Below are 16,300 nucleotides of genomic sequence, written 5' to 3' on the forward strand. Positions count from 1 at the left end.
CGCTAGACTCGGTGCCGTCCCGTGCGCGGAACCGAAGGAGCAGCACCCGTGAAGTCCCGTCTCGCCGCCGCAGCGGCCGCCATCCTCGCGACGGCGACGCTCGCAGGCTGCAACTTCATCACGCCGCAGGCCACCCAGTTCCAGTACGACCCGGCCGACGGCGTCTCGGGCGCGACCGGCCCGGTGGAGATCCGCAACGCGGTGCTCGTGGTCGACGGCGACCTGTCGAGCCTCGCGGTGACGTTCGTGAACGACGGCCCCGCGACGACGCTCGAGGTCACGGTCGGCGACGAGTCGCAGTCGATCGACCTCGACTCCGGCCTCACGCCCTACGGCTTCCCCGACCAGCAGCTCGTCTTCTCCGCACCCGTCACGGCCGGCACGCTCGAGGACGTCGTCTTCGCCGCGGACGCCGCCGAGCGCACCGCCGTGCCCGTGCCGGTCTTCTCGGTCGACGTCGCCAACTGGTCGTCCTACGGCCCCGTGGCGCCGGAAGAGGACGAGGCGGAGCCGTCGACGCCCGCCTCGAGCGAGCCCGCCCCGTCCGACGGGTCGTCGGAGGGCACGTCCGGCACCGACTTCGAAGACGGCACCCAGCAGAGCGAGGACGAGGGCTCGACGCCCTGACGATCCTGCGACACGACGAGGGGGCGGCATCCAGCGGATGCCGCCCCCTCGACGTTCCTCAGCCCTCGAAGCGGTAGCCGAGGCCGCGGACCGTGAGCAGCTGCTGCGGATCCGAGGGGTCGACCTCGATCTTCGAGCGCAGACGCTTGACGTGCACGTCGAGCGTCTTCGTGTCGCCGAAGTAGTCGCTCCCCCACACGCGGTCGATGAGCTGGCCACGGGTGAGCACGCGCCCCGCGTTGCGCATGAGGTACTCGAGCAGCTCGAACTCCTTGAGCGGCATCGACACCGACGTCCCCGCGACCGTGACGGTGTGGCGGTCGGCGTCGAGCCGCACCCGGCCGGCCTCGACGATGGCGTCGTCGAGGTCCTCGTCCGCGTCGGATCGGCGCCGGAGCACGGCGCGGATGCGCGCGAGGAGCTCGCGCGTCGAGTACGGCTTCGTCACGTAGTCGTCGGCGCCGAGCTCGAGGCCGACGACGACGTCGACCTCCGAGTCCTTCGCGGTGAGCATGATGATCGGCACGGTCGAGCGCGTTCGCAGCGTCCTGCACACCTCGGTGCCCGCCATGCCCGGCAGCATGAGGTCGAGCAGCACGAGGTCGGCGCCGTCGGCGTCGAACGCCTCGACCGCGTCGCGACCGTCGAGCACGTGGTGCACGTCGTAGCCCTCGCGGCCGAGCAGGTACGCGAGGGGCTCCGCGAGGGCGATCTCGTCCTCGACGAGCAGGATGCGGGTCATGCGGCTCCTCGAGCCTCGGGCTGCGCGACGGGCAGGCGCAGCGTGAACGTGGATCCCTGGCCGAGCCTCGACCAGAGCTGCACCTCGCCGCCGTGGCTGACGGCGATGTGCTTCGTGATGGACAGGCCGAGGCCCGTGCCGCCCGTGACGCGCGAGCGGGCGGGGTCGACGCGGTAGAAGCGCTCGAAGACGCGCTGCGCGTCGGCGGGCGCGATGCCGACGCCCTTGTCGGTGACGCTCACCTCGACGAGGTCGTCGTTCCTGCGCACGCCGACGCCGACGTGCGAGCCCTCCGGGGAGTACTGCACGGCGTTCGCGACGAGGTTCTGCAGCGCCATGACGAGCATCGCCTCGTCGCCGAGCACCGACGGCGCTTCGGCGACGCGCGTGGAGATGCGGATGCGCTTGGCCTCGGCGGCGACGCGCACGGCGTCGACGGCCCGGTCGACGACGCGTTCGACGTCGATGCGCTCCGGGTCGTCGAGGGGGTCGTCGTCCTGGACGCGCGAGAGGTCGATGAGCTCCTGCGTGAGCGCCCCGAGCCTGGCGGCCTCGACCATGAGGCGCTGCGCGAAGGCGCGGACGCGCTCGGGATCGTCGGAGGCGGCGTCGATGGCGTCGGCGAGCAGCGTGACGGCGCCGATGGGCGTCTTCAGCTCGTGGCTCACGTTGGCGACGAAGTCGCGGCGCACGCCCTCGAGCCGGATCTCCTCCGTGCGGTCCTCGGCGAGCAGCAGGATGAAGCGTGCGCCGATGGGCGCGGCGCGCGCCGAGAGGTGGCGCACCTGGCTCTCGTCGAAGCGGCTGCGACGCAGCTCGACCATCCGGTGCTCGACCTGCCCCGACGATCGCGCGTCCTGCACGAGCTCCATGAGCTCGGCGTTGGCGAGCGCACGGTCGGCGACGAGGCCGAGCGCGATCGCCGAGTCGGAGGCGCGCAGCACGGTGTTGGACGCGTCGACGACGACGCCGGCCGACTCGAGCGCGCCGACCACGTCGGCGACGCCGTCGGGGATCGTCTCGTTCGCGAGCTGCAGCGCGCGCTGGCCGCGCGTGGCGGCGACGCCGCCGAGGTGCACGACGAGCGCGCCGAGGCCGAACCCGAACGCGAGCGCGAGCAGCACGATCCAGGTCGCATCCACGTCGCTCACGATACCGGCGGGCCATCCGTCACCTCCCCCGGTTCGCGCGGAGTTCAGCAAGGGGGCACGCGGTGTTCACCTTCGTCTGCGATGCTCGTCCGGTATGCCCACGTGGCGGAGCTGAGGAGTGTCATGCGCGAGGTCTTCAAGCAGGAGATGGCGGAGGTCCAGGAGCGCCTGGTCGAGATCGCCGAGGACGTGGCGCGCTCGATCGCCCGTGCGACCGAGGCGTTCGGCGAGTCGAACGTCACGCTCGCCGAGCAGGTCATCGCCTCCGACGCGGAGATCGACGACAAGGCGAACGCGCTCGACGAGCTCGTGATCGACATCATCGCCCGCCAGGGTCCCGTCGCCCGCGACCTGCGCATCGTCATCTCGGCGCTGCGCATCTCGGCGTCGCTCGAGCGCATGGGCGACCTCGCCCGGCACATCGCGATGCTGACGCGCTACCGCTTCCCCGCGAACGTCGTGCCCGAGTCGCTCGCGCCCACGTTCGTGGCCATGGGCGCCGCCGACGTCGAGATCGCCACCCTGCTCGTCGAGCTGCTGCGGACGCAGGACGTGGCGATCGCCGAGCAGATCGCCGGCTCCGACGTGCGCGTCGACGCGCTGCACAAGTCGGTGTTCGAGCAGGTGCTGGGCTCCGAGTGGGAGGGCGCCGCGCACGCGACGGTCGACGCGACGCTCGCGAGCCGCTACCACGAGCGCTTCGCCGACCACGCCGTCGGCATCGGCAAGAAGATGGCCTACCTCGCCACGGGCGACTGGCAGGCCGAGCTGCACGAGGTCGTCTCCGACTGACGCGTCGAGCCACGACGAAGGCCCCCGGCGTCGCCGGGGGCCTTCGTCGTGCGTCGCAGGTCGTCTCAGCCCTTGCCCTGGCTCGCGACGGCCGCTGCGCCGGCGGCGGCGGCCTCGGGGTCGAGGTAGCGGCCCGGGCCCGTCGCCCGCAGGTCGGCGTCGAGGGTGTAGACGAGCGGGATGCCGGTGGGGATGTTGAGCGCGGCGATGTCGTCGTCCGAGATGCCCTCGAGGTGCTTGACGAGCGCGCGCAGCGAGTTGCCGTGCGCGGCGATGAGCACGGTGCGGCCCGCGCGTACGTCGTCGCTGATCGGCCCCTCCCAGTAGGGCAGGAAGCGCTCGATGACGTCCTTGAGGCACTCGGTGGCCGGCACCTCGCCGTCGATGTCGGCGTAGCGGGGGTCGTCCGCCTGCGAGTAGGCGTTGTCGGCCGAGATGGACGGCGGCGGCACGTCGAACGATCGGCGCCAGAGCATGAACTGCTCCTCGCCGTACTCCTCGAGCGTCTGCGCCTTGTCCTTGCCCTGCAGGTCGCCGTAGTGGCGCTCGTTGAGCCGCCACGACCGGTGCACGGGGATCCACGAGCGGTCGGCGGCCTCGAGCGCGAGGTTCGCCGTCTGGATCGCGCGCGTGAGCAGCGAGGTGTGGACGACGTCGGGGAGGATGCCCTCCTCCCGCAGCAGCTCGCCGCCGCGCGCCGCCTCCTCGCGCCCCTTGGCCGTGAGGGCGACGTCGACCCATCCGGTGAAGAGGTTCTTCTCGTTCCAGTCCGACTGCCCGTGGCGCAGCAGGATCAGCGTGTGCTCGCTCATGGCCTCAGCCTATCGGCGCGCCCCACCGCGCGACGCAGTGCCAGAGCCGCTTCACCACCTGCGGATCGTGCTCGCCGGAGGCTGCGGCGAGCCCGACGATGCGCGCGTCGAGCAGCCCGTGCTGCGCGACGCGCTCGCCGAGGGCGACGACGTCGGGACCCCGGTAGGCGGGCACGCGACGCAGCCGTTCGATCGGGAGCACGAGCCCCGGATGCCACGCGAGCGGCACGGGCAGGGATCGCGCGGCGTCCTCGACGGCGGTGCCGCGGAACGACGGGTCGAGCACGATGCGGGCGACGTCGCGCGCGAGGTCGAGGCCGCCGTGCACGTGCGCCTCGATCGCGTCGTCGAGCGGGTCGAGGTCGCTCGAGGCGGCGAGCGGCAGCAGGGCGAACCGGTCGTCGGTCGCGAACGCCTGCGGCTCGAGAGCGCTGTCCGGGAAGCAGTACGTCACGCGTGGGCGCGCCGCCACGCTGAGGACGAGCCTCGACGATCCGAACCGGATGCCGCCGCCGATCGCCCGCCGCCGCCAGTTCAGCGCGCCGTATCGCGGCCGCGCGGCGGCCGGGGCCGTGTCGTAGGCGCCGCCGAAGAGCCGTCGCTCCCAGCGGTCGCGGTCGCCTCCCGGCACCGCGGTGAGCCCGCCGTTCGAGGTGCCCGTCTCCCATTGCGTGCGGTAGACGCCGCCGGTCGCGAGCGCCTCGACGACGGTCACGCCGTCGCGCAGGCGATCCGGATGCAGGTGCACGTCGACGTCGAGGTCGCGCGGCGCGGGTCCGCCGCGAGCGCGACGACGCACGTGCGCGATCGCGGCGTCGGCCCAGCGGTCCATGGCGCGAGGCTAGCGGTGCGCTCCTGCGACGATGGGGGCATGGCTCCCATCGGGCGCGTGACGCGCGGCACGACGGGCGTGAACCGGCTTCGCAGGGTCGATCGATGGATCGCGGGCCTCCCCGTCGCCCGCACGCCCGGCGCGCTCGTCGTCGACCTCGGCTTCGGCGCGAGCGCCACGACGACCCTCGAGCTGCACGAGCGACTCGCGCGTCGGACGCCGACGATCGAGGTCGTGGGGCTCGAGATCGATCCCGAGCGCGTCGCGATCGCGACGCGCGAGCTGCGGGCAGCGATCGCCGCCGGACCCGAGCGGCACGGGCGCGCGCTCGCCGACGACGTGCGCGTGTCCTTCGCGCTCGGCGGCTTCGAGGTGCCGACGTCGCGTCCGCCGCACGTCATCCGAGCGATGAACGTGCTGCGGCAGTACGACGAGCACGAGGTCGAGGACATCTGGGCGCGGATGCTCGCACGGCTCGCGCCCGGCGGCGTCCTCGTGGAGGGCACCTCGAACGAGGTGGGGCGCGTCGCGACCTGGGCGACGCTCGGCGCCGATGGCCCGCGCAGCCTCACGCTCGCGGTGCGCGTCGCCTCGCTGGGCGGCGATGCGATGCCGACACCGAGCGTGCTCGCCGAGCGCCTGCCGAAGGCGCTGATCCATCGCAACGTGCCCGGCGAGCGCATCCACGACCTGCTCGTCGCCCTCGACCGAGCGTGGGAGCGGCAGGCACCCGTCGGCGCCTTCGGCGCCGGGCAGCGATGGGTCGCCGCCGTCGGCGCGCTCGCCGACGACGGGTGGCCGATCGATCGCGCAGCGCAGCGGCGCGCCCGGCTCGGCGAGCTCACGCTGCCGTGGTCGGCGGTCGCGCCGCGCTGAGCAGCGGTCGCGCTCGTCCCCGGTGGTCGCCCGAGGCCCTGTCGCGCCTCAGGCGGTCGGGCGGCGCACGGCGCCGAGGCGCGGCAGGCGCGGTGGGCGATGCGCATGGCCCGCGGTCGGCGGCACGAGCACCTGCTGCGCCGCCGCGACGGGCACGTCCTCGTCCCCGGCGAGCACGACGAGGGATGCGTCGGGGTCGACGGACCGCTTCAGCATCGCGAGCGCGACGGGTCCGAGCTCGTGGTGCTGCGCCGCGACGGTGATGCGGCCGACCTCGGCGCCCGCGGCCGTGACGACGTCGCCCGCGAAGGGGAGCACGGCGTCGCTGCCGTCGAGATGCAGCAGGGCGAGCCTGCGCGGCGGCGATCCGAGGTTGTGCACCTTCGCGACGGTCTCCTGGCCGCGGTAGCAGCCCTTGGCGAGGTGGACGGCGGTGGCGAGCCAGTCGAGCTCGTGCGGGATCGTGCGATCGTCGACGTCGGCGATCGTCGGCCGTCCGGCCGCGATGCGCCTCGCGTCGAGCGCGAGGGTGCCGGCGATCGCGGGCGGCTCGCCGACGTCGCCCGTGACGGCGGTCTCGTGCCATCCCCATGGCCCGAGGTCCTCGCCGGAGCCGTAGCGGACGCCGCCCTCGGCGACGAGCGGCCACGGGTCGTCCCAGGCGACGCCGACGGGCCCGATCGATCCGGTCCAGCCGACGACGGGAACGTCGACGCGGGCGATGTCCACCTGCGCCCAGAAGCGCATGCGCGTCAGCCAGGCCTCGAGCGCGTCGGCGCGGCCGGCATCCACGATCGCCCAGAGCGAGTCGCCGTCGTCGACGAGCCGCATGGCGTGCTCGATCCGCCCTTCGGGCGAGAGCACGAGCGTCTCGGTCGAGACGCCGGGCTGCAGCCGCGCGATGGCCTGGGTCGTGATGGAGTCGAGCCACGTGAGGCGGTCGGCACCCGTGAGGCGCAGCACCTCGCGCGGCAGCAGCACCCACGCGCCGTCGTCGAGCACGCGGCCCTCGGCGACGGGATTGCCCAGGTGCAGCGGCACGCCGGACACCCCCAGCACGGCGCCGGGGGCGTCGACGAACGCGCTCGTCATCCCTCGCCGTCCGGCGCCTCGAGCCTGCGCACGCGGGAGAGTCGTGCCGACGCGTGCGTCGCGAGGGGGCGACCGAGCGCGGCGAGATCCCACGCCCACAGCAGGTCGCCCTCGACGAGGCCGAGCATGCGCGTCGACGCCGAGTGCGCCTTCGCACTCGGCGAGCGCATGACCGCGTCGGTCGCGAGGTCGATGCGTGGGCCCGCGATGCGCCCCATGTAGAGCTCCGCGACGCCCGTCGGGTGCGCGATGAGCGCCTCGATCTCGAAGGCGCCGTCGTCGCCGCGCAGCGCCTCGACGTCGTCGACCGTCCGCGGCGCGGCCGCGCGGGGCAGCATGCCGGGGCCGTGGTCGCGCTCGTCGGCGACGCGGGCGAGCGACCAGTACCCCGACTCCGCCGCGAGCGGCGCGGACTCGTCGTCGAGCAGCCACGCGTACGCCGTGTAGGCGAGGAAGGGCAGGCCGTGGTGGGCGAACGTCACGCGCTGGCCGAACGCGTGCTCGCGCACGTCGTCGTCGCCGACGGCGAACTGCACGTGACCCGTGCCCTCCCAGTCGCCGATGAGCCACTGGAGGGGACCGAGCTCCGCGGGGAGCGTCGGGTCGATGTCGAGCACCGGCTAGCGCTGCCCGCGGAAGAGGTTGCGGATCACGACGAACGACAGCCCCGCGATCGCGAGGGACGCGAGGCCCAGCAGACCGAGGAAGAAGATCTCGAGCGCGACGACGGGGATGTCCATGCCCTCATCCTACGCGCGCGAGCACGCGGCGCATCACGCCGCCAGGCTGAGCGCCTTGAAGACGACCGTCGCGATCGCGAGCACGACGATCGCGCCGCCCACCGAGGCGAAGAGGCGATCGACGAGCCCCTTCTGTGTCGGGAAGCCCAGCTGCACCGCGAAGGATGCGAGCACGCACGCGCCGAGCACGATCGGCAGCCAGACCGTGCGGTCGACCGGCACGAGGATCGCGACGACGACGGAGCCGACGACGGCGAGCGCCCAGATGGGCCAGATGCCGTGCCAGCGCATCGCTCCCCCGTCCGACGCCGTTCCCACGCCACCCTAGACTGTCCGCGGGAGGTCGCTGCCGTGGCTCATGTGCTGATCCTCACCCGTCGGAGCGGCGACGTGCTACCCAGCCTCGACCTGCTCGATCACCGGGTGACGCGCCTGGCTGCCGAGACGGCCTCGCTCACGCAGGCGAACGACGCCGAGCTCGTCGTCGTCGACGGCGTCGTCGAGCTCGCGACCGCCAAGACCCTCTGCCGCATCGTCGAGCAGACGCTGAAGTCGCCCGTGCTGCTCGTGCTCGGCGAGGGCGGCCTCGCCGCGGTGCAGCTGGACTGGGGCATCGCCGACGTCGTGCTCGACGGCGCGGGGCCCGCCGAGGTCGACGCCCGCATCCGCCTCGCCCTCGCGCGCTCCGCGCCGCGCGACCAGCCGATCGTCGCCGCGGGGCTGCGCATCGACGAGGCGAACTACCAGGCGTCCATCAACGGCAAGCCGCTCGACCTGACGTACAAGGAGTTCGAGCTGCTGCGCTTCCTCGCCTCGCATCCCGTGCGGGTCTTCACGCGCGAGCAGCTGCTCAGCGAGGTGTGGGGCTACGACTACTTCGGCGGCACGCGCACGGTCGACGTGCACGTGCGACGCCTGCGCGCCAAGCTCGGCGACCTCGAGTCGGCGATCGGCACCGTGCGCAACGTCGGCTACCGCTTCGAGCTCTCGCATGACTGACGTCGCAGCGCTCGCCGCCCTCGTCGAGCGCTGCCGCAGCGCCGATGGCGCGAGTCCCGTCAACGACCAGGCCATGCTCGAGGCCCGACGCGGCGAGCGTGCGATCGTCGACCTCGACGGCTCGGGTGCCGCGATCGCGGTCGTCGCGACGGGCGCTCGCGCCGGCGATGCGATCGCCGAGGTCGAGCTCGCCGTCGATCCCGCACGCCGCGGTGCGGGCCTCGGCACGCGGCTCGCGCAGCGCATCGCCGCCGAGCATCCCGGGTTCGAGGCATGGGCGCACGGCGACCTGCCCGCCTCCCGAGCCCTCGCCGAGCGCCTGGGCATGCAGCGCATCCGCACGCTCCTGCAGCTGCGCGCGCCCGTGCCCCCAGACGCGGTCGTCGATCCGCGCCTGCGGCCCTTCGTCGACGCCGACGCCGACGCCTGGGTCGCCGTCAACGCCGCGGCCTTCGCCGCGCATCCCGAGCAGGGCAGGCTCACGGCGCAGGACCTCGCCGATCGACGCGCCCAGTCGTGGCACGACGACGCCAACCTCCTCCTGGCACCCGGCGAGGACGGGCTCGACGGCTACGCCTGGATCAAGCCGGACGGCGACGTCGCGGAGCTCTACGCCCTCGGCGTCGCGCCCCGCGCGCAGGGCACGGGGCTCGGCGGCGTGCTGCTGCAGGCGACGTTCGCTCGGATGCGCGCGCTGGGCTTCGACACGGCCCACCTCTACGTCGAGGGTGACAACGCGCCCGCGCTCGGGCTCTACCGCTCGCGCGGCTTCGTCGACCACGCACGCGACGTGCGCTGGCGACACGTGGTCTGAGGTGGCGCAGGCGCACCCATCCGTTCACCTGCCGGTGCCAGGATGAGTGCATGGAAGACCAGTCCGAGCCCACGCCCACGACGTCGCAGCCGACCGTGACCATGGCGCCCGAGCTCGCGGAGGGCGCCAGCTTCGCGCAGGCGACGGAGGCCGACCTCGACGACTTCGACGACGACGACGAGTACGACCTCGAGACCCACGGCGGCGACACCGAGGACGGCCTGCCCGGCGACCGGTTCCTCGACCGCGAGCTGTCGTGGCTCGACTTCAACCAGCGCGTGCTCGAGCTCGCGGAGGACGAGACGGTGCCGCTGCTCGAGCGCGCGAACTTCCTCGCCATCTTCGCCTCGAACCTCGACGAGTTCTTCATGGTGCGGGTCGCGGGCCTCAAGCGCCGCATCGTCACGGGCCTCGCCGTGCCCACCAACGTGGGCCTGTCGCCCGTCGAGAGCCTCAACCAGATCGTCGAGCGCGCCCACGAGCTCCAGCTGCGCCACGCCGACTGCTGGCGCCACTCCGTCCGGCCCGCGCTGTCGAAGGTCGGCATCGAGATCGTGCGATGGGGCGAGCTCGGCGAGGACGAGCAGCGCGTGCTGCGCCGGCGCTTCCACGACGACGTCTTCCCCGTCCTCATGCCGCTCGCGGTCGACCCCGCGCACCCGTTCCCGTACATCTCGGGGCTCTCGCTCAACCTCGCGGTGCGCGTGTTCAACCCGCTCACCGACTCCGAGGAGTTCGCGCGGCTCAAGGTGCCGCCCGTGCTCTCGCGCCTCGTCGCGGTCGAGGGCCCCGGCACGCGCTTCATCCCGCTCGAGGAGCTCATCGCCAACAACCTCGACGAGCTGTTCCCCGGCATGCGCGTCGTCGACTGCGACGTCTTCCGCGTCACGCGCAACGAGGACGTGACGATCGACGAGGACGAGACCGAGAACCTCATCCAGGCGCTCGAGCAGGAGCTGTCGCGGCGCAAGTTCGGCCCGCCCATCCGGCTCGAGGTCTCGGAGGACGTCGATCCCGACTCGCTCGACCTCCTGGTGCGGGAGCTCGGCATCACCGAGCAGGAGGTGTACGCGCTGCCGGGGCTGCTCGACCTCACGGGCCTGTTCCAGATCGCGGGCCTCGAACGGCCCGAGCTGCGCTACACGAAGCGCGTGCCCGTGACGGCGGCGCCGCTCAAGCCGACGGACGCCGACGAGCAGGAGTCGATCTTCGACGCCATCACTCGCAAGGACGTGCTCGTGCACCACCCGTACGAGTCCTTCGCGACCAGCGTGCAGGCGCTCCTCGAGCAGGCGGCGGACGACCCCGACGTGCTCGCCATCAAGCAGACGCTCTATCGCACGAGCGGCGACTCGCCCATCGTCGCCGCCCTCATCCGCGCCGCCGCGAAGGGCAAGCAGGTGCTGGCCCTCGTCGAGGTGAAGGCGCGGTTCGACGAGACGAACAACATCCAGTGGGCCCGCACGCTCGAGCGCGCCGGCGTGCACGTCGTCTACGGCCTCGTGGGCCTCAAGACGCATTGCAAGCTGCTCGTCGTCGTGCGGCGCGAGCGCGACCGCCTCCGCCACTACTGCCACGTCGGCACGGGCAACTACAACCCGAAGACGTCGCGCATCTACGAGGACTTCGGCCTCTTCACCGACAACGACCAGGTGGGGCTCGAGATCACGCGGCTGTTCAACCAGCTCTCCGGCTTCGCGATCGAGCGCAAGTTCCAGCGGCTGCTCGTGGCACCGCTCCACCTGCGCAAGGGGCTGCTGAAGCGCATCCGGCGCGAGACGCGCAACGCGCAGGCGGGCAGGCCCGCGCGCATCCGCATCAAGGTGAACTCGATCGTCGACGAGCAGATCATCGACGCCCTCTACCGCGCGAGCCGCGCAGGCGTCGAGGTGCAGGTGTGGGTGCGCGGCATCTGCTCGATCAAGGCCGGCGTGCCCGGGCTCTCCGAGCGCATCACGGTGCGCTCGATCCTCGGCCGCTACCTCGAGCACTCGCGCGTCTTCTGCTTCCTCAACGACGGCGACGAGGAGGTGTGGATCGGGTCGGCGGACATGATGCACCGCAACCTCGACCGCCGCGTCGAGACGCTCATCCGCCTCACCTCGACGGAGCACATGGACGACATCACGGCGCACTTCGACCGGGCGATGGCCGACACGACCGCCTCGTGGTGGGCGGAGCCGGACGGCTCCTGGACCCGCCACGCCTTCGACGACCAGGGGCGCCCGCTCGCCGACCTGCAGCGCGATCGGATGATCGAGATCCAGCGGCGGCGACGCCGGTGACCCCGCAGCTCGCTGCCGGCGTCGGCCTGTGGCGTCGCGCCGAGGGCGGCGTCGAGGTGCTGCTCGTCGAGCGCACGAAGCATCGCGACCTCTCGCTGCCGAAGGGCAAGCTCGACCCCGGCGAGGCGCTGCCGGAGTGCGCAGTGCGGGAGCTGGAGGAGGAGACGGGCTACCGCGCGACGCTGCAGGCGCCGCTCGGCACGAGCGAGTACCGCCTGCCGACGGGCCAGGACAAGGTCGTCTACTACTGGATGGCGCAGCTGCGCGCGGAGGCTCCGGTGCGCGCGTTCGCGCCGAACGACGAGATCCGCGCGCTGCACTGGCTGCCGCTCGACGAGGCGGTCGAACGCAGCACGTACGCGCACGACGCCGTGCTGCTGCGCCGGCTCGCCGAGCGCATCGCGACCGGCGAGGCCGACACCTTCGCGATCGTCGCGCTGCGGCACGCCAAGGCCGCCGATCCCTACGTGTGGGAGGGCGACGACGCCTCGAGGCCGCTCACGTCGCGCGGCGAGCGGCAGGCGCGGCAGGTCGCGCCGTCGATCGCGGCGTTCGGCGTCGAGCGCATCCTCGTCTCCACGGCGGTCCGCTGCCGCCAGACGGTCGAGCCGCTGTCGCGCCTGGTGGACGTCCCGCCGAAGCCCGTGCGCTCGCTCGCTCAGGACACCTACCTCGGTCGCGGCGATCGACTGCTGCGGCGCGTGGAGTCCGCGGTGCGCCGTCGTCGCCCCACGGTGCTGTGCAGCCACCTGCCCGTGGTCCCGGCGGTCGTCGACGCCGTCGCGAGCGCGACCGCCTCGCCGGACACGCCCGCGCTCCATCGCGGCTCGATGCTGCACACCGCCGACTTCACCGTGCTGCACGTCGGCGGACCCGACGGTCGCATCGTCGCGGTCGAGACGCACGGCGCGCCGCACTGAGGGCGTGCGCGGGCGCCGACCACCGCGTCCCCACCCCGCGCTCGGGTCCCGCCGAGGTTCGACGGCTAGCGTGCTGGTCGACCATCCGGAGGTGATCGCTCGCATGCGCATCGCACGCGCGACGACCGCGCTCGCAGCCCTCGCGCTGCTCGTCACGGGATGCGCCGCGACCTCGTCGGCCGACGCCAGCCGAGCCGACGGCGCGACGGGAGCCGATGCCGAGCGCATCCCCGAGGCGGCGACGCCGACGGCGTGGATCGACGGCGACACCGTGCGCGTCGACGCGGCGGATGCGTCGTGGACGCTCGAGCTGCTCGAGGCCGGCCCCGTCGGCGACGACGACGTCACGATGTTCGAGGGCGACGGAGGCTTCGAGCTCCCCGCCGGCGACGACCGCGTCGGCTGGGTGTGCGTGCGCGCGACGCAGCTCGCCGGAGCGGCGGGCGCGTGGCTGTCGGACGCCGTGCGCATCGAGGTGTGGGCGAGCGACGCCGGTCCGCGCTACGACGACCTCACGGGCTTCGACTACGAGCCGACGGGCGACGTGCTCGACGTCTACGAGGCGGAGGGGAACGCCCTCGGGATCCCCTACGAGCGGGTCTGCCCGATCTTCGTCGTGCCCGCCGACGTCGACTTCTCGACGATCGCGTTCGTGCCGAACGGCGGCGAGCCCGCCGTGCTCGAGCGTTGAGGCTCGACCGCGACGGGCTCGTCGGAGTCCGTGGGCGCGGGATCAGCCGAAGCGGCCGGAGACATAGTCCTCCGTGGCCTGCACCGAGGGGTTCGAGAAGATCGTCGTCGTCTCGTCGTACTCGATGAGCCTGCCCGGCTTGCCGGTGCCCGCGATGTTGAAGAACGCCGTCTTGTCGCTCACGCGCGCCGCCTGCTGCATGTTGTGGGTGACGATGACGATCGTGTACTCCTGCTTGAGCTCCTCGATGAGGTCCTCGATCGCGAGGGTCGAGATCGGGTCGAGCGCGGAGCAGGGCTCGTCCATGAGGACGACGTCGGGCGACACGGCGATGGCGCGAGCGATGCACAGACGCTGCTGCTGACCGCCCGAGAGGCCGGAGCCGGGCAGGTTCAGGCGGTCCTTGACCTCGTTCCAGAGGTTCGCGCCGCGCAGGCTCCGCTCGACGAGGTCGTCCTGGTCGGACTTCGACATGCGGGCGTTGTTCAGCAGCACGCCCGCGAGGACGTTCTCGCGGATCGACATCGTCGGGAACGGGTTCGGCCGCTGGAAGACCATGCCGATCTGGCGACGCACGAGCACGGGGTCGACGCCGGCGCCGTAGAGGTCCTCGCCGTCGAGCAGCACGCTGCCCTCGACGCGTGCGCCGGCGATGACCTCGTGCATGCGGTTGAGCGTGCGGAGGAAGGTCGACTTGCCGCAGCCGGATGGGCCGATGAAGGCCGTCACGGACCGGGGCGCGATCTCGAGGGACACGCCCTCGACCGCGAGGAAGTCGCCGTAGTAGACGTTGAGGTCGTCGACCTCGATGCGCTTGGACACGGAAGCGGTCTCCTTGTTCCTGCGGCTCAGCCGCGCAGCTTGGGGGCGAAGAACTTGGCGATGAGCCTCGCGACGAGGTTCAGCGCCATGACGATGAGGATGAGCGTCAGCGCGCCCGCCCACGCCCTGGCGACGGCCTCGTCCGGGTTCGTGCCCTGGTTCTGGTACTGGTTGTAGACGAACACCGGCAGCGTCATCATCCGGCCGTCGAAGAGGTTGAGGTTGAGGCTCGTCGTGAAGCCCGCCGTCAGCAGCAGCGGCGCCGTCTCGCCGATGACGCGCGAGATCGAGAGCATGACGCCCGTCATGATGCCCGCGATCGTCGTCGGCAGGACGACCTTCACGATCGTGCGCCACTTCGGCACGCCGAGCGCGTAGGACGCCTCGCGCAGCTCGTTCGGCACGATGCGCAGCAGCTCCTCGCTCGAGCGCACCACGACCGGGATCATGAGCACCGACAGCGCGAGCGCGCCCATGATGCCCAGCGATGCGCCCGGTCCGAGGAAGAGCGAGAACACCGCGAAGATGAACAGGCCCGCGACGATCGAGGGGATGCCCGTCATGACGTCGACGAAGAACGTGATCGCCTTGGCGATGCGCCCCGTCCCGCCGTACTCGACGAGGTAGATCGAGGTCATGAGGCCGATGGGCACCGAGATGATCGTCGCGGCGAGCGTGATGAGGATCGTGCCCCAGATGGCGTGGATCGCACCGCCGCCCGTGCCGACGACGCCGCGCATCGACGAGGAGAAGTACTCGACGTCGAAGCGCTCGATGCCCGACGACACGACGGTGTAGAGCAGCGACACGAGCGGGATGATCGCGACGATGAAGGCGCTCGAGACGAGCGCCGTCACGAACCGGTCGACGGCGTGGCGGGGGCTCTCGCTGAGCCGCGACAGCACGAAGATGGCGACGACGTAGAGCAGGGCGCCGACGACGAGCGCACCCGCGACGTCGAACTCGGAGGCCGCGGAGCCCAGGTTGATGAGCCCGAAGACCGTGGCGGACACGGCCATCGCAGCCGCGAGCGTGACCCAGGTGGCCCACTTCGGGAGTCGGCCGGCGGCGAGCGAGCTCGCCTGGCCGCGCGTGACGACGGCGCTCATCAGTTGGCTCCGGAGAACTGGGCGCGACGGTTGACGATCGCGCGGGCGATGGCGTTCACGAGGAACGTGACGGCGAAGAGCACGAGGCCGGTGGCGATGAGCGTGTTCACGCCGTTGCCGTGCGCCTCGGGGAAGGCGAGGGCGATGTTCGCGGGGATGGGCGTCGGGTTCGTCGAGGTCAGCAGCTGCACGCTGATGACGCCGGAGGCCGACAGCACCATCGTCACGGCCATCGTCTCGCCGAGCGCACGGCCCAGCGCGAGCATCGCGGCGGACACCATGCCACCGCGCGCGAACGGCAGCACGGCCATGCGGATCATCTCCCAGCGCGTCGCGCCGAGCGCGAGCGCCGCCTCCTCGTGGAGCCTCGGCGCCTGCAGGAAGACCTCGCGGCAGATGGCGGTCATGATCGGCAGGATCATGACGGCGAGCACGAGCGAGGCGGTGAGGATCGTGTTGCCCGTCGCGGACGCCTGCCCGCTGAAGAGGGGGAACCATCCGAGGTTCGCGTTCAGCCACACGTAGAAGGGCTGCACGAACCCGGCGAGCGTCACGGCGCCCCAGAGGCCGAAGACGACCGAGGGCACCGCTGCGAGCAGGTCGATGACGTAGCCGAGGACGGCGGCGAAGCGACGCGGTGCGTAGTGCGAGATGAACAGCGCGATGCCGATCGCGATCGGCGCCGCGATGACGAGCGCGATGAGCGACGCCCATACGGTGCCGAAGGCGAGCGGCACGACGTACTCGAGGAAGGAGCGACCGCGGAGGATCGTGTTGTCCTCGGTCGACAGGCCCGGGATGCTCTGCGCGACGAGGAAGACGGCCACGGCGGCGAGCACGAGCAGGATGATGATGCCCGCGCCGAGCGCGGTGCCGGAGAAGATCCGGTCGCCCAGGCGACGCACGGCGGGCTTCGCCTGCTGCGTCGCCGGCGGCGGCAGCGCAGGCTCCTCCTGCTGCTGCTGCGACGTGGTGCTGGTCGTCATGCGGCGGCCC

The 16,300-nt window shown here is 72.3% G+C and carries 18 protein-coding genes; 8 read left to right on the forward strand and 10 right to left on the reverse strand.

Features of this window, described 5'->3' with window-relative positions; genetic code table 11:
- The first annotated feature begins 48 nt into the window (after positions 1–48).
- Positions 49–627: a hypothetical protein gene (locus C1N71_RS11150; protein ID WP_137756468.1), complete on the forward strand. Its 579-nt coding sequence runs from the start codon at positions 49–51 to the stop codon at positions 625–627.
- A 58-nt stretch (positions 628–685) separates the two neighbouring features.
- On the opposite strand, the gene C1N71_RS11155 is transcribed toward C1N71_RS11150, so the two are convergent.
- On the reverse strand, positions 686–1,369 hold the full coding sequence (locus C1N71_RS11155) for a response regulator transcription factor (protein ID WP_137756469.1): 684 nt from the start codon (positions 1,367–1,369) through the stop codon (positions 686–688).
- On the reverse strand, positions 1,366–2,511 hold the full coding sequence (locus C1N71_RS11160) for a sensor histidine kinase (RefSeq protein WP_137756470.1): 1,146 nt from the start codon (positions 2,509–2,511) through the stop codon (positions 1,366–1,368). Before C1N71_RS11160 ends, C1N71_RS11155 begins: the two co-directional genes overlap by 4 nt.
- Positions 2,512–2,643: 132 nt before the next feature.
- Between C1N71_RS11160 and phoU the strand changes: the two genes are divergently transcribed.
- Entirely contained in the window at positions 2,644–3,312 is a 669-nt protein-coding gene (phoU, locus tag C1N71_RS11165) for a phosphate signaling complex protein PhoU (RefSeq protein WP_137756471.1), read from the forward strand.
- A 65-nt stretch (positions 3,313–3,377) separates the two neighbouring features.
- On the opposite strand, the gene C1N71_RS11170 is transcribed toward phoU, so the two are convergent.
- Both C1N71_RS11170 and C1N71_RS11175 read right to left on the reverse strand, forming a co-directional pair.
- Positions 3,378–4,124 carry a phosphoglyceromutase gene (locus tag C1N71_RS11170; protein ID WP_137756472.1) on the reverse strand — a complete coding sequence of 249 codons (747 nt, stop codon included), beginning with the start codon at positions 4,122–4,124 and terminating at the stop codon, positions 3,378–3,380.
- A gap of 4 nt (positions 4,125–4,128) precedes the next feature.
- Positions 4,129–4,956 carry a DUF3626 domain-containing protein gene (locus tag C1N71_RS11175; RefSeq protein ID WP_137756473.1) on the reverse strand — a complete coding sequence of 276 codons (828 nt, stop codon included), beginning with the start codon at positions 4,954–4,956 and terminating at the stop codon, positions 4,129–4,131.
- Positions 4,957–4,995: 39 nt separating this feature from the next.
- Between C1N71_RS11175 and C1N71_RS11180 the strand changes: the two genes are divergently transcribed.
- Positions 4,996–5,832: a class I SAM-dependent methyltransferase gene (locus C1N71_RS11180; protein ID WP_137756474.1), complete on the forward strand. Its 837-nt coding sequence runs from the start codon at positions 4,996–4,998 to the stop codon at positions 5,830–5,832.
- A 48-nt stretch (positions 5,833–5,880) separates the two neighbouring features.
- Here C1N71_RS11180 and ygfZ read toward each other — a convergent pair whose 3' ends face one another.
- The 3 genes from ygfZ to C1N71_RS11195 all read right to left on the reverse strand — a co-directional run bounded on the left by ygfZ (position 5,881) and on the right by C1N71_RS11195 (position 7,955).
- Complete coding sequence (gene ygfZ, locus C1N71_RS11185) at positions 5,881–6,924, reverse strand: CAF17-like 4Fe-4S cluster assembly/insertion protein YgfZ (RefSeq protein WP_137756475.1); 1,044 nt, start codon at positions 6,922–6,924, stop codon at positions 5,881–5,883.
- Positions 6,921–7,541, reverse strand: coding sequence for an FABP family protein (locus C1N71_RS11190; RefSeq protein WP_137756476.1), 621 nt, complete (start codon positions 7,539–7,541; stop codon positions 6,921–6,923). Before C1N71_RS11190 ends, ygfZ begins: the two co-directional genes overlap by 4 nt.
- Positions 7,542–7,697: 156 nt before the next feature.
- Positions 7,698–7,955 carry a hypothetical protein gene (locus C1N71_RS11195; protein ID WP_137756477.1) on the reverse strand — a complete coding sequence of 86 codons (258 nt, stop codon included), beginning with the start codon at positions 7,953–7,955 and terminating at the stop codon, positions 7,698–7,700.
- Positions 7,956–8,015: 60 nt separating this feature from the next.
- Between C1N71_RS11195 and C1N71_RS11200 the strand changes: the two genes are divergently transcribed.
- The 5 genes from C1N71_RS11200 (at position 8,016) to C1N71_RS11220 (ending at position 13,373) form a co-directional block, all read left to right on the forward strand.
- On the forward strand, positions 8,016–8,663 hold the full coding sequence (locus C1N71_RS11200) for a response regulator transcription factor (protein WP_137756478.1): 648 nt from the start codon (positions 8,016–8,018) through the stop codon (positions 8,661–8,663).
- A complete protein-coding gene (gene mshD / locus C1N71_RS11205) occupies positions 8,656–9,477 on the forward strand; it encodes a mycothiol synthase (RefSeq protein WP_137756479.1) in 822 nt (273 codons plus the stop codon). The genes C1N71_RS11200 and mshD overlap by 8 nt, the downstream gene beginning before the upstream one ends.
- A 101-nt stretch (positions 9,478–9,578) precedes the next feature.
- On the forward strand, positions 9,579–11,762 hold the full coding sequence (locus tag C1N71_RS11210; RefSeq protein WP_137757315.1) for an RNA degradosome polyphosphate kinase: 2,184 nt from the start codon (positions 9,579–9,581) through the stop codon (positions 11,760–11,762).
- Positions 11,759–12,682, forward strand: coding sequence for an NUDIX hydrolase (locus tag C1N71_RS11215; RefSeq protein WP_175414193.1), 924 nt, complete (start codon positions 11,759–11,761; stop codon positions 12,680–12,682). Before C1N71_RS11210 ends, C1N71_RS11215 begins: the two co-directional genes overlap by 4 nt.
- A 103-nt stretch (positions 12,683–12,785) precedes the next feature.
- Positions 12,786–13,373 (forward strand): hypothetical protein, encoded by a 588-nt coding sequence (locus tag C1N71_RS11220; protein WP_137756481.1) that lies wholly within the window; start codon positions 12,786–12,788, stop codon positions 13,371–13,373.
- A gap of 42 nt (positions 13,374–13,415) precedes the next feature.
- Here C1N71_RS11220 and pstB read toward each other — a convergent pair whose 3' ends face one another.
- From pstB to pstC, 3 genes are read right to left on the reverse strand one after another with little or no spacing between them, the layout of a single operon-like run.
- Positions 13,416–14,195, reverse strand: a complete 780-nt coding sequence (gene pstB, locus C1N71_RS11225; RefSeq protein WP_137756482.1) for a phosphate ABC transporter ATP-binding protein PstB — start codon at positions 14,193–14,195, stop codon at positions 13,416–13,418.
- Between the two features lie 26 nt (positions 14,196–14,221).
- Positions 14,222–15,304 (reverse strand): phosphate ABC transporter permease PstA, encoded by a 1,083-nt coding sequence (gene pstA, locus C1N71_RS11230; RefSeq protein ID WP_137756483.1) that lies wholly within the window; start codon positions 15,302–15,304, stop codon positions 14,222–14,224.
- On the reverse strand, positions 15,304–16,290 hold the full coding sequence (pstC, locus tag C1N71_RS11235) for a phosphate ABC transporter permease subunit PstC (protein ID WP_137756484.1): 987 nt from the start codon (positions 16,288–16,290) through the stop codon (positions 15,304–15,306). Before pstC ends, pstA begins: the two co-directional genes overlap by 1 nt.
- Positions 16,291–16,300 lie beyond the last annotated feature (10 nt).

Origin of the sequence: Agrococcus sp. SGAir0287, from assembly GCF_005484985.1 — a bacterium.
In the GTDB taxonomy this organism is placed as follows: Bacteria; Actinomycetota; Actinomycetes; order Actinomycetales; family Microbacteriaceae; genus Agrococcus.